This is a genomic window from Gordonia sp. McavH-238-E, from assembly GCF_022348225.1.
In the GTDB taxonomy this organism is placed as follows: domain Bacteria; phylum Actinomycetota; class Actinomycetes; order Mycobacteriales; family Mycobacteriaceae; genus Gordonia; species Gordonia terrae.
Genome location: NZ_JAKRFE010000014.1, coordinates 25,204 through 40,176, shown reverse-complemented (window position 1 = coordinate 40,176; position 14,973 = coordinate 25,204). Strand labels below are relative to the sequence as shown.

12 protein-coding genes and 1 tRNA gene are annotated in these 14,973 nt (G+C 69.9%); 6 read left to right on the top strand and 7 right to left on the bottom strand.

Going from position 1 to position 14,973, the window contains the following annotated elements:
- Positions 1 to 8: 8 nt before the first annotated feature.
- Positions 9 to 773, bottom strand: coding sequence for an SDR family NAD(P)-dependent oxidoreductase (locus MHN80_RS19925; protein ID WP_239403381.1), 765 nt, complete (start codon positions 771 to 773; stop codon positions 9 to 11).
- 38 nt (positions 774 to 811) lie between these two features.
- Here MHN80_RS19925 and MHN80_RS19920 point away from each other — a divergent pair, with 38 nt between their 5' ends.
- Genes MHN80_RS19920 through MHN80_RS19910 form a run of 3 tightly spaced genes read left to right on the top strand, consistent with a single transcriptional unit; the run spans position 812 to position 3,971 of the window.
- Positions 812 to 1,939 (top strand): ROK family transcriptional regulator, encoded by a 1,128-nt coding sequence (locus MHN80_RS19920; protein WP_239403380.1) that lies wholly within the window; start codon positions 812 to 814, stop codon positions 1,937 to 1,939.
- Between the two features lie 56 nt (positions 1,940 to 1,995).
- A complete protein-coding gene (locus MHN80_RS19915; protein ID WP_239403379.1) occupies positions 1,996 to 2,805 on the top strand; it encodes a transglutaminase family protein in 810 nt (269 codons plus the stop codon).
- A 5-nt stretch (positions 2,806 to 2,810) separates the two neighbouring features.
- Positions 2,811 to 3,971, top strand: a complete 1,161-nt coding sequence (locus MHN80_RS19910) for a putative zinc-binding metallopeptidase (protein ID WP_239403378.1) — start codon at positions 2,811 to 2,813, stop codon at positions 3,969 to 3,971.
- On the opposite strand, the gene otsB is transcribed toward MHN80_RS19910, so the two are convergent.
- The 4 genes from otsB to MHN80_RS19890 all read right to left on the bottom strand — a co-directional run bounded on the left by otsB (position 3,968) and on the right by MHN80_RS19890 (position 8,107).
- The gene (otsB, locus tag MHN80_RS19905) at positions 3,968 to 4,756 is read right to left on the bottom strand and encodes a trehalose-phosphatase (RefSeq protein WP_239403377.1); all 789 of its coding nucleotides are present in this window, start codon (positions 4,754 to 4,756) and stop codon (positions 3,968 to 3,970) included. The genes MHN80_RS19910 and otsB overlap by 4 nt on opposite strands.
- Positions 4,753 to 6,240, bottom strand: coding sequence for a trehalose-6-phosphate synthase (locus MHN80_RS19900; RefSeq protein ID WP_081487036.1), 1,488 nt, complete (start codon positions 6,238 to 6,240; stop codon positions 4,753 to 4,755). The genes otsB and MHN80_RS19900 overlap by 4 nt, the downstream gene beginning before the upstream one ends.
- A 40-nt stretch (positions 6,241 to 6,280) precedes the next feature.
- Positions 6,281 to 6,442: a hypothetical protein gene (locus MHN80_RS19895; RefSeq protein ID WP_010842782.1), complete on the bottom strand. Its 162-nt coding sequence runs from the start codon at positions 6,440 to 6,442 to the stop codon at positions 6,281 to 6,283.
- A 168-nt stretch (positions 6,443 to 6,610) separates the two neighbouring features.
- The gene (locus tag MHN80_RS19890) at positions 6,611 to 8,107 is read right to left on the bottom strand and encodes a threonine/serine exporter ThrE family protein (RefSeq protein WP_239403376.1); all 1,497 of its coding nucleotides are present in this window, start codon (positions 8,105 to 8,107) and stop codon (positions 6,611 to 6,613) included.
- A 168-nt stretch (positions 8,108 to 8,275) separates the two neighbouring features.
- Between MHN80_RS19890 and MHN80_RS19885 the strand changes: the two genes are divergently transcribed.
- Positions 8,276 to 8,662, top strand: coding sequence for a RidA family protein (locus tag MHN80_RS19885; RefSeq protein WP_064569118.1), 387 nt, complete (start codon positions 8,276 to 8,278; stop codon positions 8,660 to 8,662).
- Between the two features lie 68 nt (positions 8,663 to 8,730).
- Positions 8,731 to 8,802, top strand: a tRNA-Thr gene (locus tag MHN80_RS19880).
- Positions 8,803 to 8,876: 74 nt separating this feature from the next.
- On the opposite strand, the gene MHN80_RS19875 is transcribed toward MHN80_RS19880, so the two are convergent.
- Positions 8,877 to 9,230 (bottom strand): hypothetical protein, encoded by a 354-nt coding sequence (locus tag MHN80_RS19875; protein WP_004022780.1) that lies wholly within the window; start codon positions 9,228 to 9,230, stop codon positions 8,877 to 8,879.
- A gap of 72 nt (positions 9,231 to 9,302) precedes the next feature.
- On the opposite strand from MHN80_RS19875, the gene MHN80_RS19870 reads away from it, so the two are divergent.
- Complete coding sequence (locus tag MHN80_RS19870; protein WP_239403375.1) at positions 9,303 to 10,937, top strand: carboxylesterase/lipase family protein; 1,635 nt, start codon at positions 9,303 to 9,305, stop codon at positions 10,935 to 10,937.
- A gap of 191 nt (positions 10,938 to 11,128) precedes the next feature.
- Here MHN80_RS19870 and MHN80_RS19865 read toward each other — a convergent pair whose 3' ends face one another.
- Positions 11,129 to 14,935, bottom strand: coding sequence for a hypothetical protein (locus MHN80_RS19865; protein ID WP_239403374.1), 3,807 nt, complete (start codon positions 14,933 to 14,935; stop codon positions 11,129 to 11,131).
- Between the last annotated feature and the right edge of the window lie 38 nt (positions 14,936 to 14,973).

Sequence of the window (14,973 nt, the reverse complement as noted above, 5' to 3'; positions counted from 1 at the left end):
CCACACCACTAGCCCGTCTTGATGTTCCGTCGGGCGGAGGCCTGGTCGCGTGGCTTGAGGATGATCTGATCCAGGTTCACGTGCGGTGGGCGGGACGCGACGAACCCGATGACCTCGGCCACGTCCGCGGCGACCAGCGGCGTGAGGCCCTCGTAGACCTTGTCCGCGCGTTCCTGGTCGCCCTCGAAACGGACGAGGGAGAAGTCGGTCTCGACCATGCCCGGGGCGATCTCGGTGAGCCGTACCGGCTTCCCGAGCAGTTCGTAGCGCAGTGTCCGGTGGGTGACACCCTGGGCGTGTTTCGCCGACGTGTACCCCGCGCCGTTGTCGTAGGCCTCGAACGCCGCGATCGAGGTGACCGAGACGATCAGGCCGTCCCCGGAGGCGATGAGAGCGGGAAGCAGTGCCTTGGTGACCCGCAGACTGCCCAGCACGTTGGTCTCCCACATCCAGCGCCAGTCGTCGAGATCGGCGGTCGACACCGGGTCCAGGCCCTTCGCGCCACCGGCGTTGTTCACGAGCACGTTCACCGTGTCGAGTCCGGCGACGAACGCTGCCACGGAGTCCTCGTCGGTGACGTCGAGTTGTCGTCCGGTGCCCCCGATCTCGTCGGCCAGAGCCGTCACCCGATCGAGCCGCCGGGCGCCGAGTACCACGTGATAGCCCTGCGTGGCGAGCTGACGCGCGGTGGCCGCGCCGATCCCCGAACTCGCGCCGGTGACCACGGCGATCGGTCGGTTGTCCGTCGACTGGGAGGCGGTGTCGGTGCTCATGGGCTCAACCTTACGGTCACCGCTGCTACATTCTTCGCATGCGTGGGGGAGTGATCCCGGCGGCGCTGCAACTGACCTCCACCCCGGCGGCGGCGGTCCTGCACGCGATCCGGGTCGGCGGACCGGTGACCCGGGATCAGCTGGCCGCGACGACGGGTCTGTCGCCGGCCACCATCAACCGGCAGGTGCACGCGCTGGCCGCGCACGGTCTCGTCGTCGAACGTCCCGATCTGGTCGTGCCGAAATCCATTGGACGACCCAAGAATCCGCTGACCATCGATCGTGACTCGTTGTGTGTCGCCGGCATGCACATCGGCGCCCGGCGGACCGTGCTCGCCATTGCCGACCTCGGCGGGCGAACGTTGCACAGCCACGCCGTGCTGACGCCGACGGATGACCAGGAAGCCGCCATACGGCACCTCAGCGCACTGCTGGCCGAACTCGTCGCTCGGTTCAGCGGGCGCCGGCTGCTGTGGGGCGGGGTCGCTGTCGGCGGTGCGGTCGACGCCGAGACCGGGGTGGTGAACCATCGGGTCCTGGGCTGGCATCAACTCGGCGTGGGCGCAACACTTGCCGACCATCTCGGCACCCCGGTATCGGTGTGCGAGCACGTCGAGGCGATGGCCGCCGCTGAGCTGCTCCTGTCGCATCCACGGGACGACGGTGGGTCCGGTCTGTTCTTCTACGCCCGTGAAACAGCGGGAATGGCAATGACTCTCGACGGCCGGGTGCATGTGCCCGAACGCGGGGCGGGCACCATCGCCCATCTGCCGGTGACGGCGCCGGTGCTGGCCCCCGGGCTCACCCGGGTCCGGTTGCAGAACGTCATCGGCGACGACGCCGCCGAGGCCGCGGCGCGTCGCCTCGCCATCAGTCCCACGTCGGCCCGGATCGTCGACGAGCGGGCCCGCGTTCTCGGTGAGTCGGTCGCGCTCATCCGGGACGTGATCAATCCCGATGCCATCGTCGTCGCGGGCGATGCGTTCGCTGCGCACCCCCATGGGCTCGCCCCGGTACAGGCAGCCTTCGACGAGGCGACGACGCTCACCTGGCCGCTGGAGATCGCACCGTCGAGATTCGGTGTGCGCGTGCAGGAGAGCGCGGCGGTCGTGGTGGCGCTCAGCGTCATCTACGCGGACCCGGTCGCGGCCATGGCGACGCTGTAGCGGGTCCCAGGCCGCCTGCCGCTGCCGTCGTCGCGCACATCCCCTACGGTGAGTCCATGACGCTGCCCCGCGATGTGTCCGCACGGCTCGAGGTGCGGGTCGACGACCCCACCGAACTGGAGATGCAGATCACCGTCGCCCGAGTGCCCGGACTCCACCTGGAGGAGGAACTCAAGCTCGAGTTCGACGGACGGTCGGTGACCCCGGAGGAGATCATCGGCCCGCACGGTTCCCGGATCCACCGCCTGCAACTCGAGCGGGGTGTCCTGACCATCGACTACTGGGCGTCGGTGCTGACCCCCGCCGATCCGCTGCCCGTCGACATCGCCGATCGCTCGACATACCTGCGTCCCAGCCGATATGCCGAGTGCGACAAGTTCTTCGGGTTCGCCGCGGGTCAGTTCGACTCGTCGCTGCCCGACGGTGAGATCCTGAGACAGGTCACCGAATACGTGTCGGATCGGCTCAGCTACATCCCGGGGACCTCCGATCCCATCGACGGTGCCGCCGACACATTGCTCGCCGGTGCCGGTGTGTGCCGCGACTACGCGCATCTGGTCGTCGCACTCCTGCGGGCACTCAACATCCCCGCGCGTCTCGTCGCGGTGTATGCGCCGGGATGTTCGCCGATGGACTTCCACGCCGTCGCCGAGGCGATCGTGGACGGCGAGTGGGTGGTCGTCGACGCGACCGGACTCGCTCCGCGGCAGAGCATCGTGCGGATCTCGACCGGCCGCGATGCCGCCGACACCGCATTCCTCGACAACCATCGCGGTTCGATCAACCTCAACTCCTACGAGGTGACGGCAACGGTGCGCGGCGAGCTCCCGATCGACGACGGGATCGCACGCGTCCGGATAGGCTGAGCCGCGTGCACGCGCTCACCTGCCCGGTCTGCAATGCGCTGTCGGGCTTCGACCGCCAGACGTGCCCGGACTGCGGGACGACCGTCGGCGTCCATCTGCCGTCGCGGTCGCTGTACGTGGTCGGCGAGGACGGGGTCGAGATCGACGGCCCCGGCGCCGGGAGCGGAACGAGCGGGCCGAACAAGCAACGGTGGGTTCGGTGCTCGCTGTGGGATCGCACGCGGTGCAACTGGCTGACACCCGCCGAGGTCGCCGATGACAGCATCGGCCTGCGGGGGCGGTGCTTTCCGGAGTCCCTGATCCGTCGTCAGCCCGACGCCGAGGACACCATCGCACTCGAGAAGCTCGCGTCGGCATCCTTCGATCTGCGGCTGCTGGTGTATCAGCTCGTCGATCTGGGTCTACCGGTGGAACCGTTCTGGCGCACCGACGGTGGTCTGGCGTTCGACCTCCTGTCGAGCCAGACGCTCGGCCGGCCGGTGATGATCGGCCACGCGGGTGGTGTGGTGACCATCGACCTCGCCGAGACCCAGGACGCGTATCGCGAGCGGCTCCGGGTCGATCTCGGCGAGCAGTACCGCACCATGCTCGGTCACTTCCGGCACGAGACGGGACACTACTTCGAACACGTGCTCGTCGAAACCGGACCGGGAGCGGACCGCTATCTCGATCGGTGCCGGAACCTGTTCGGCGACGAGCGCGTGAGCTACGCCGATGCGATCACGCGGCACTACCGGTTCGGGGCACCCGAGAACTGGCACGAGTCGTTCATCTCCGAGTACGCCACGATGCACCCGTGGGAGGACTTCGCCGAGTGTTTCGCGCACTACCTGCACATCACCGGAACCATCGACACCGCACGGGAATCCGGACTCAACCTCGATGCCCAGCAGGTCCGGTTCACGATGGAGCGTGACATCGTGCCGCTCCGGTCGTATGCCGACGAGCCGATCGAACGGTTGCTCTACGACTGGAAGTGGTTGTCGCTCATGTTGAATCGGGTGAACGTCGCGATGGGCCGCCGGCCGCTGTACCCCTTCACCATCCCCGAGCCGGTCGTGCGCAAACTCGGTTTCGTGCACGAGGTGATCCGCGAGAGTGCCCGCCGGGCGGTGACGACGGACCCGCTCGTCGCGGCGCCGGCCCAGGAGGGCGTCGCTCCCTAGCCGACCGACGCCGTGCGCGCCCGCTGTTCGGCCACGAACGCGAGAACTGTTGCCACGTCGTCGGTGTCGGCGATGCGGAACTCCGCGGCGGTGTCGCCCTCGCCGACCTTGATGCCGATGTCGCCGTCCTTCGGTCGGAGGTGGGCGAAGGCCTTCTCGTCGGTGACGTCGTCACCGAGGTAGATGACCGCGTCGGCGCCGATCCGGTCGCGCAGGGTGTCGAGCGCATGCCCCTTGCTGGTCTCGATCACCGCGAGTTCGAGAACGGCCTTTCCCTCGGTGGTGTGCACACCGGGCCAGAAGGCCGGACCGGTCCGGACACGGTCGAGTGCCGCGACGGCGTCGGCCTCCGACGCGTTGCGCACGTGCAACACGGTGCTGGCCGGTTTGACCTCGACCGTGCTGCCCGGGAAATCGGCGGCGATCGAGGACAACTCGTCGATCAACCGGTTCAGCAGGGCACGGGCATCATCGGTGATCTCGACCGCGAACCCGGACTCGAACTCGCTGCCGTGGCTGCCGACCAGTACCACCGGGGCGTCGAGGCCGGACAGCGCAGCGAGCACGGCGCGCTCGCGACCGGACACGACGGCGACGACGGTGTCGGGCAGTGCGGCCGCAGCGACGAGAGCGTCGATCGACGCGGGGTCGGGGACGGCGTCCTCGGGACGCGCGACGATCGGTGAGACACATCCGTCGTAGTCGCTGGCCAGGAGCAGCACCCCCACGCCGGCGGCCCGCGTCAGCGCCTCGGTGAGCTCTTCGGGAATCCCGTTGTCGCTCATTCCGCTTCGTCCACCAGATGAACACCCCGGTTGGGTGACAGCTCGGTGTCGGAGTCGGCGCCGAGGGTGCCGAGGAAGCTCTCCGCCCACTTCGCGACATCGTGTGCGAGGACCTGTCTCCGCAGTGCGCGCATCCGCCGCCTGCCCTCGTGTTCGCTCTGTTCGACGGCGGCCTCGATCGCGTCTTTCACGCCGTCGAGGTCATACGGGTTGGCCTGATAGGCCGAGCGCAGTTCGGCTGCGGCACCGGTGAATTCGCTGAGTACGAGCGCGCCGCCGAGATCGCCCCGGCAGGCGACGTACTCCTTGGCGACGAGATTCATGCCGTCGCGCAGGGGAGTGACCAGCATGACGTCGGCCGCCACGAAGAAGGCGAGCAGTTCCTCGCGGGGGACCGGACGGTGCAGGTACTGCACCACGGGATGTCCCACGGTCGCGTACGTGCCGTTGATGTTCCCGACGAGCTGCTCGATCCCGGCGCGCATCTGCTTGTAGCTGTCGACGCGTTCCCGGCTCGGCGTCGCGAGTTGCAGCATCACCGTGTCGGCGGGGTCGAGGCGCTTCTCGGCCAGCAGCTCCGAGATGGCCTTGAGCCGGACGTCGATGCCCTTGGTGTAGTCGAGCCGGTCGACGCCGAGCATGATCGTCTTCGGATTGCCCAGTTCACGGCGGATCTCGGCGGCGCGCTCCCGGATCTTGCGGGTCTTGGACTGCGCGTCGAGCTCGCCGGACTCGATGGAGATGGGGAAGGCGCCGACGCGCACGGTCCGGAATCCGACCTGGACCACGCCGAAACGTGACCGCACGCCGACGGTGCCCTTGCTCGTCGCCTGACCGGCGAGGCGCCGGGCCAGGAAGAGGAAGTTCTGCGCCCCGCCCGGCAGGTGGAATCCGATGAGGTCGGCGCCCAGGAGGCCCTCGACGATCTCGGTCCGCCACGGCATCTGCATGAACAGTTCGACCGGCGGGAACGGGATGTGCAGGAAGAAGCCGATCTTGACGTCGGGCCGCAGCATCCGCAGCATCTTGGGCACCAGCTGCAGCTGGTAGTCCTGCACCCACACGACGGCGCCCTCGCCCGCGGCCCTCGACGCCGCCTCGGCGAACCGCCGGTTCACCTCGACGTAGGTGTTCCACCACTCGCGGTGGTACTCGGGTTTGACGATGACGTCGTGGTAGAGCGGCCACAGCGTGGCGTTGGAGAAGCCCTCGTAGTACTCGGCGATCTCCTGCGTCGACAGGGGGACCGCGTGGATGTCGATGCCCTCGATGTCGGGGTTGTCGTCGGAGTCGGGAATTCCCGACCATCCGACCCAGGCGCCGGTGTTGGCGCGCAGGATCGGTTCGAGCGCGGTGACGAGCCCACCCGGGCTCCGCTTCCAGTTGACGGTGCCGTCGGGGAGGACTTCTTTGTCGACGGGCAGACGGTTCGCGACGACCACGAACTCCGCCCCGTCGTGGGCGGCCCGGTCGGTGCCGGTCACGCCCTCGGGGTGGGTTTCTCCTGCTCGCGGAGCCACCTGGTCAGGCGTTCTCGCCCGGCGCGATCCCCAGCATGGCGAACAGCATCCGGCACTCGTCGGCGTCGGTCGCGTATGCGGCGACGACGCGGCGCGCCGAGTTGGCGGTCTCGTCGGCCACCGGTTCCAGTTCTTCGTCGGCGATGTCGGTCGTCTTCGCGGGCATGTGAGTCCCCTCGTTGTGCGGCATGTGTGCGTTCGGTGCGCGATGGTCAGGCGGCGCGGTGGTGCGGTGTCTCGGACGATTCGCCCGGTGGCGAAGTGGCCGTCGACGGCACGCCCGACTCCCTATTCTACCCGGGCATCGCCGGTGCTCACGGCCAGCCGCCTCGGGTCAGCGCCGCGGTGGTGGTGGACGCCATCGGTTCGCGCGGGCCCGGCGTCCGGCGGCGTGCGCCTGGCGTGCCTCGCGATCCTCGCGCAGGGCGATCCGGCGGCGGAGTCGCCAGTCCGGACGGGGCGGCAGTCGGGGACGGCGCAGCGACCGGGCGACGAACTCGCCCAGGGTGACACCCGCGGCCAGTGCGCAGCCGATGGCCAGCGCGTTCGCGATCCAGGTGAACCCGTCGAGCGTCTGGTCCCCCAGGATGCCGTAGAGCCCGCGATAGACCGCGAGACCGGGTAGCAGCGGGGTGATTCCGGCCACGGCGACGACGAGCGGAGGCGTCAGCGCACGGCGTGCGAGCAGACCGCCGATCAGCCCGACGAACGCCGCCGCGAGACCGTTCGCGATGACGTCGCCGATGTCGGTGAACGTCGACGCGGCCGCCACGGCGGTGCCGATGAAGCCGCCGAGGAACGCCACGCCCAGCGCCCGCGTCTCGGCGTAACTCGCGAGGGCGTACGCGCACGCGGCCACCGCACCCGCGACCACGCGGATCGGGAGTTCGACGACCTCGAAGCTGGTCGTCGTGGTGATCGTCGGCAGGAAGATGCCACCCGCCTCCAGAATCCGGATCGCGACACCGACGCCGGCGATGATGCCGCCGGTCATCAGCAACAGTTCGAAGAACCGGGCGACCCCGGTGATCGGTGCCCCGGTGATCGCGTCCTGGACCGACCCGACCAGCGACAGCCCGGACAGCAGGACCACGATGCCGGCCGCGATGACCTGCGACGGCGCGATCTGGACACCGAGCCGCTCGGCCGCGGCGAAGACGAGGGCGGCCGGGACGACCGCGATGAAGCCGCCGGTGAGCTGCTGGAAGAAGACGGGGGTCCTGATGCGGTTGAGCCAGCGGTTCACGGTGACCGTCACGACGGTGGTCAGGAAGGCGAGTGCGGCGACGAGGTACTCGCCACCGAGCAGGACCGCGATGCCCGACGCCATGATCCCCCAGGCGGTGGTCGCCAGCCAGTGCGGATAGGGGTGGGGTGCCGTGATGATCTCGTCGACCATCTGGTGCGCCGTGGACGGACTGATGAACGAATCGCGGATCCGACGGACGAGCCGGTCGACCTGCGCGAGTCGCGTGAAGTCCATCGAGCGGTAGTAGACCTGCTCCATCGTCGTGATGGGCGGGAGCGTCGCGCCGCGCCGGGCGCTCACCACGATCGTGTTGTAGGTGACGTCGACGTCCACGTCCTCGAGGCCGTAGACGCCGGCGACGAACTTGATCTGGGTCTGGGTGTCGATGGCCCCGGTGCCCGAGTCGAGCAGCACCGCACCGATCTTCGTGGCGAGGTCGAGGACCTCGGTGATGGCCGCGACGTCGAACGGTTCGATCGGCTTGCGCGGCGACACCATGATGCTGCCGGGTTCGATGGTGTCGATCGTCGCCTGCCGGCTGCCGCTGAGCCGACGCAGGACACGGCCGATCTGTTCGCGCACGCAAGGCCTCCTCGGGTCGATGGTGGAGTGCTCGCGGGGTAACCGACACCCGGCCGGTTCAACCCTGACAGGAGACTGGATACACCTCCACCGTCCGGGCAGCACGGGCAGGGTCGGTGCAGGAGTCGGCAGCGGTGGTGGCCGGGGCCGCTCGTCTACGATCGCGGCATGTCCTCCGTGCAGATCAACGGTCCCCGAGACGGTCACACCCGCAGCGCCACGGTGAGTCCCGGAAGTCTCGTCTTCACCGCCGGCGCGGCGCCCATCGACGCCGACGGCGCGACCGTCGCTCCCGGGAACGTTCGCGAACAGGCCGTGCAGTGCATGAAGAATCTCGAGGCCGCACTGGTCGAGTCCGGCGCCACACTGCGCGACGTCGCCAAGATCACCGTCTTCGTCGCCGAGCACCTGCAGGCCGATCTGGTGGTCGCGTGGGACGCGGTGACCGAGGCCTTCGGCGACCACAAGCCGGCAGGCAGCCTGCTGGGCGTCTCGGTCCTCGCCTACGACGAACAGCTGGTGGAGATCGAGGCGGTCGCCGCGATCCGGGGCTGATCCGGCGGCCCGGGCCGGCCGGGTGCCGGTGAACCGGATGGCGGTCCGGCGGATATACTCGCTCGCGCGCCTCCTTAGCTCAGTGGTAGAGCACTCGCCTTGTAAGCGAGCGGTCGTCGGTTCAATCCCGACAGGGGGCTCCGAGGACGAACGCCGCGCACCTCTTCCGGTGCGCGGCGTCGTCGTTTCACGAGCCCCGCTCGCCGGGGGTCGGCTACCAGATGACCGCGAGGCCCGCGGCGAGGAGGGACAGGGCGCCGACGGCCCAGAAGAGGGGACGCGGGACGGGCTCGCCGGTGCGCTTCTGCCGTGCGCTCCCGATACCGAGGATCGCGCCGAGGACCACCAGGATCACCAGTTTGATGCCGATCTTGGGGTAGTTCAGGTCGATTCCGGCCGGCCACGGCGCCGCGAGCGCGAGCCCGGTGAGCAGGGAGAGCAGGATTCCGTAGTCCATCACGCGGGTGACGCGGAACTCGCGCGCCACGAGCTGGGTGACCCAGGCGCCGAAGGTGACGGCGAAGCCGATGATGTGCAGGAAGATTACGACATTGCGTAGTAGCTCCATGGGGTCACCCTACCCAGCAGACGCACCGGAGTTCTGGACAACCGGAACAGGTTCACGGTGCACGATGGACTGATGAAGCACGACGAACCGGGCACGCCCACGACTCCGCCCGTCTTGGCGGGAGACGCAACGACCGGCCCACGCCCGCTGGCCGAGACCCGCGTCGGGACCTACCGTGGCGTCGTCGGCGACCGGGCCGACGTGTGGCGGGGGATCCGGTACGCGCGTCCGCCCGTGGGCGGATTGCGGTGGCGTCGTGCGGTTCCGCTGGAGGAGAGCGACGCGCCCGAGGACGTCGTGGACGCCTTCACCTTCGGCGCGGTGTGCCCGCAGCAGTTGAACCCCGCGGTCCGCCTCGGCCCGGACGTGGTCATGGACGAGGACTGTCTGTTCCTCAACGTGTGGACCCCGCCGGGCGCCTCCGAGCATGCCGACGAGGCGGTCGGACTCCCGGTGATGGTGTGGCTGCACGGCGGCGCCTACGTGCTGGGGTCCGGGGCCCAGCCGTTCTACGAGGGCTCGAACCTCGCCGCCACCGGCGACGTCGTCGTCGTGACCCTCAACTACCGACTCGGGGTGCTCGGCTTCGCCGACCTGTCGTCGATCGACGAACGGTTCGAGTCGAACGCGGGGCTCAGCGATGTGCTGACCGCGCTGCGCTGGGTGCACGACCACATCGCCGCCTTCGGTGGCGATCCCGACAAGGTGACGGTGTTCGGCGAATCGGCCGGGGCGGGTCTTGTCACCGCGCTGCTCACCATGCCGGCCGCGGCGGGGCTCTTCGGCCGCGCGATCGCGCAGAGCTCCCCGGTGACATCGATGTACGGGGCCGACCGGGCGGCGCGGGTCGCGACGCAGTTGCTCGAGGTCGCCGGGATCGACGCCGGTGAACTCGACACCGCCGAGATCGTCGAGCGGCTCGACGAACTCGACGGCATGACGTGTTCGGCGATCACCACCACCCTGTTCGAGAAGATCCCCGGCGAGACCCCGGGGACGATCGCGTTCGCTCCGGTGATCGACGGCGATCTGTTGCCCGAGCACCCCCTCGACGTCTATCGCGCGGGTCGCGCGCATCCGGTGCCGCTGATCATCGGGACAAATCGCGACGAGGCAAACCTGTTCAAGTACATGAAGTCTCCGCTCATGCCGATCACCACCGCCGACATCGAGCGGATGTTCGCGGGGATGGCGAAGGAGTATCCGGACGTCGTCCTGCCGGAGCGTGCGCAAGTGCTCTCGGCCTATTCGGGCCTGCGGCCCAAGGTCACCGGGCTCGGTGTGGCCCGCGATGTGGCGTTCCGGATGCCCACGTTGTGGCTCGCCGAGGCTCACGCACGCTCCGCGCCGGTCTATGTGTACCGGTACGACTGGACGACGCGGATGTTCCGGCTCCTCGGGCTCGGCGCCGCCCACGCGACCGAAGTCCCTTATGTGTGGGGCAATCTGGGCTCCGGGCCCCGCGACGTCACCTTCTTGCTCGGCGGCCGTAAGCAGGGAGAAGCCGTGTCGGAGAGGATGGTTCGACGCTGGACCGCCTTCGCGCACGGGCAGGAGCCGGATGCCGGGACGCTCGGCGATCCCTGGCCCACCTACGACTCCGGCCATCGCCCGGTGCTGCGCATCGATGCCGAGGATCGGGTCGTACAGAATCTCGACGGCGACATCTGGGAGGCGTGGGGCGACGAGGTGCTCGGCTTCCGCTGAGACGCGCGCTCTGCCGCCGCGTCCCCTGCTGGCCGAGCCGCGTCCCCCTGCGCCGGCCGAGCAGCGCCGTCTCCCTGCTGGCCGAGCCGCGTCCCCCTGCTGGCCGAGCCGCGTCCCCCTGCTGGCCGAGCCGCGTCGACCGAGCGCAGCGAGGACGCCGCGTGTCGAGGTCACCTGTCGGTGAACGACATTCAGTCCCGGCCACAGTTCGCGCGCACGTCGACGTGTGGGAGATAGGCGTCGCGCTGCGCGTCGGTGAGGGGTGCGGTGCTCGCGCAGATCCAGTCGCGGGCCACGTCGAGATCGAGCGTGTGCCGGTAGACGTTCCCGGTCGTGTCGCCGCCGGCGATGATCTCGTCGTCGGACGGGAGCCGGACCGGTAGCTGCCAGGTGGTGGTGGTGTCGGTGGTGGCGAGCAGGGTCCCGACCGGTTGGCGATCGCCGAGCCGCCCGTCGTCGCCGAGCGCGAAGCTGATCAGTTCGTGCGTGGCGGTGCCCACCGCGATCCGGTTCGGCGCCATCGACACCGTGGAGGCGAACATGTCCTCCCGGCGGTCGAGGAGTTCCGGCTCGGCGTCCGTGCCCGTCGGGGGCAGGCGCCAGGTGGAGAGGTCGCGGGAGGCGACCACCAGCACCTCGCCGTCGTCGTCGAACGCGGCCTGGGCGATCGGCGCGTCGTCGGTGATGACGTCGATCGGGTCCGGACTCGGCGACGTGAGGTCGTACAGGTAGACGCGTTTGTCGTCGGAGGTCAGTGCGAGCCGCGTGCCGTCAGGGCTGAAGGCGGCGTTGCGGATGAGGTCGGTGGGCCCGCGCAGCGGGGCACCCACCCGCCGTGGGGCGCCGGGCACCGACGTGTCCCACAGGGCGACGGTCGTATCCGTGTCCCCGGTCGCGAGCAGGTTCCCCGAGGGCGCGAAGACGACCGGGAAGGAATAGCGGGTGGCGACGTCGAGGGCCGCGGCGCGGCGCGGGGCCGCGGTGTCGGTGATGTCCCACAACTCGACGAGCCCACCGTTGTTGTTCGCCGTGGCGGCCAGGGTGCCGGGGCCGTTGAGGCTGACGCGCGGATGGTCGTTGACCCGACGCTGGATCGGGGTTCGTGAACGCAGCGTGAGACCGCCCGACGTCGTCCACAGGTTGAGGGTCGTGTCGGAGCCGACGGTCGCCAGGACCCGTTGTGCGGCATCGGTGCCCAGGCCCGTGATCGTTCCGCCGCGGTCGGGTTCGGTCCGGCCGGGCAGGCTCCAGACATCGATGGTGCCGTCGGACCGACCGGAGACGAGCTGGTCGCCGCTCGGGTCGAACCGGGCGGCGAAGGTGCGTACCGAGCCCTGCTCGGAGGTGGTCTGCAGCGCCCACTGCAGGGTCGGCGAGGTCGGATTGGCGGTGTTCCAGACCCGCACGAGACCGTCGGCGCGGGCCGAGGCCAACTGCGCGCCGGAACCGTCGAAGCCGATGGACCACGAGCCCGCGGTGCTGTTGGGCAGGGACGTGCTCAGCGGGCGGGGTGCGAGCGGGTCGGCGACATCCCAGAGTTGGGTGTTGGGGCTGTCGCCGGTGACCGCGAGCGAGCGACTGTCGGGGCTGAAGGCGACGGCATGGGTGATGCTGGGGAAGCCGGTGAGCGGCGGGCCGAGCGGCCGGGGTGCCTCGCCGGTCGTCCACAGTCGCACGGTGCGGTCGTCGCCGCCGCTGGCGAGGACGCGTCCGTCGGGGCTGAAGGACAGGGTCCGCGCCGCGGCGGTGTGCCCGCGCAGAACGGCTGTCTCCCGGATCGATCCGGCCGGAGAGACCGCGTAGACGGTGATCGTGCCGTCGTCCGACGACGCGGCCAGCGTGCGGCCGTCGGCGGCGAACCGCACCATGTAGACCGTGCCGTGACCGGGGGACACCGTCGTCGCCAGTCGGGGTCTCGACACGTCGGTCAGATCCCACATGCGGACGGAGCCGTCTCCGCTGCTGCTCGCCAGCAGCTGTCGGGTCGGATGGAAGTCGGTGCTGGTGACGTAGTTCCCGAAGCCGCGCAGGACGGCGGTCTCGCGATAGTCCGACGCCTCGGACCGTGTCCAGACCCGTACGGTCCGGTCGCCGCCGGCCGACGCCAACCGGGTGCCCGTTCGGTCGAAGGACAGGTCGTAGACCGGGCCGGTGTGGCCGGTCAGCGACGTCACGAGCGGCGTCGTCGCGGCCCCGCGCAGCCGGCTCGCCACGGTCGGGTCGTCGGGATAGAGGTGGTGCGCGACGAGCAACAACCGCGCCGCCAGCGACGGGTTGGAGTACTGCATGCTGTCGATGTGGGACAGCAGTGCCGACCGTTCGGCGGCGTTGCGCTGTTGCCGGAGGTCGTGCGCCTGCCGGAACCCGATCGCCGCGGTGATGGACGCGGCGATGGCCAGCACCACGATGACCGACACCGCACCGAGTCGGGTCAGGTGCCGCTGCCGCTGCATGGCGACCGCGGCATCGAGGAAGGCGTCGTTCTCTCTGCTCAACAGGTGCAGATAGTCACTGCGAAGGGTCCGTCGGCGGCGCTGTGCGTCGTCGAGGCGCGACCCGGTGTAGAGGAAGGACCTGCCTCGACCGTTGGCCAGCCAGGCGGCACTGTCGGCGTCGACCTGCTGGCGCCACAGGTGGTTGTCGGTGTCGTCGGCGATCCACTCGGCCAGACGTGGCCACGCGGTCAGCACGACGTCGTGCACGAGCATCACCGAGTCGGTGGACACGGTGAGCAGCCTGGCCTGGGCGAACTCGTCGATGACGGTGGCGACCTCGGGCGGGAAGCGGTCGGCGATGGTCGCGGTGGACAGCGGCACGCGCAGCGCGATACCGGCCGGACCGACGTGCACGAGGGCGAGCAGAACCGCCCGTGCGAGGTCCCGATGCCGCGGATCGATCGCCGCCCAGGCGGACTCGGCGGTGTCGGCGACGGCGCGGGCGATGCCGCCGGTGGCCCGGTAGCCGGACAGGGTCATCCGATTGCCGCTGCGGCGTGCCCAGGTCGCCTGCAGCACGTGTGCTAGCAACGGCAGGCGGCCGGCCCGGTCGCCGCCCGTCGAGGCCTCGTACAGCTCGGCGATCATCACGTCGGCGAGTCCGGTCTCGATCCGGCCGCCGGCGAGCCGTACGGGCGCGGTGATCACCTCGCGCAACTGCGTGCGGGTCATCTCCGAGACGATCACGCAGCGGTGTTGCCACGCGTCGGCGAGAAACGGGTGCTCGACGCACTGACTGAAGAAGTCGGCTCGCACGCCGACCACGACGACGGTGTCGGACGCGAGGTCCTCGACCCGCCGCAGCGTCTCGGCCCGGAGCGAGTCCTCGAGAGAGAAGACGTTCTCGAACTGGTCGATGACGATGACCGCGTCCTCGGTCGTCGTCTCCGTGGCCTCCGCTGTCTCGAGGTCTTCCGTTGCCTCGGTGGTCTCCGGATCCGGCGGGTCCGCGATGACGAGACCTTCCGGGGTGATCTCGCCGAGTCGGGGCGCGGGCAACCGGGCGTCCCGGGCCAGGCCGGCGCGCAGCAGCGACGACTTGCCGGACCCCGACACCCCGGTGACCACGACGAGCCGAGACGCGGGGGCAAGGGGCGGCGGGCCCGTGCGCGCCGCCAGGATCGCGTCGACCAGGGTGCCGACGACGTCGTCGCGACCGAAATACATCTGACTGTCGGCCGCGGTCAGGGTGGCCAGTCCGGGGAACGGGCGCGCGTGCTGCGGCGCGGACGGCTCGGCGCCGGTGGTCTCCTCCGGCGTCCGACGGTCCCACATCTCTCGCCACTGCGGGATGGTCAGCGCGTCGTCGGCACCGGCGGCGACGGCGCGCGCCGTCAGCCAGACGAGCAGCGGTTCGACGGTCGCGAAGTCCCGGGGGAGATGCCGGCCGTTGCGCCAGTCGCTGATCCGCTGCGCGGACACCCGGGCTCGGGACGCCGAGGCACGCAGGGTGGGACGGCCTGCTTGCACGAACAGTCGCGCGAGTGCCTCACCGAAATCCACTCAGCCGTTCCCATGCTCGCCCCGACAATTCGACCGCA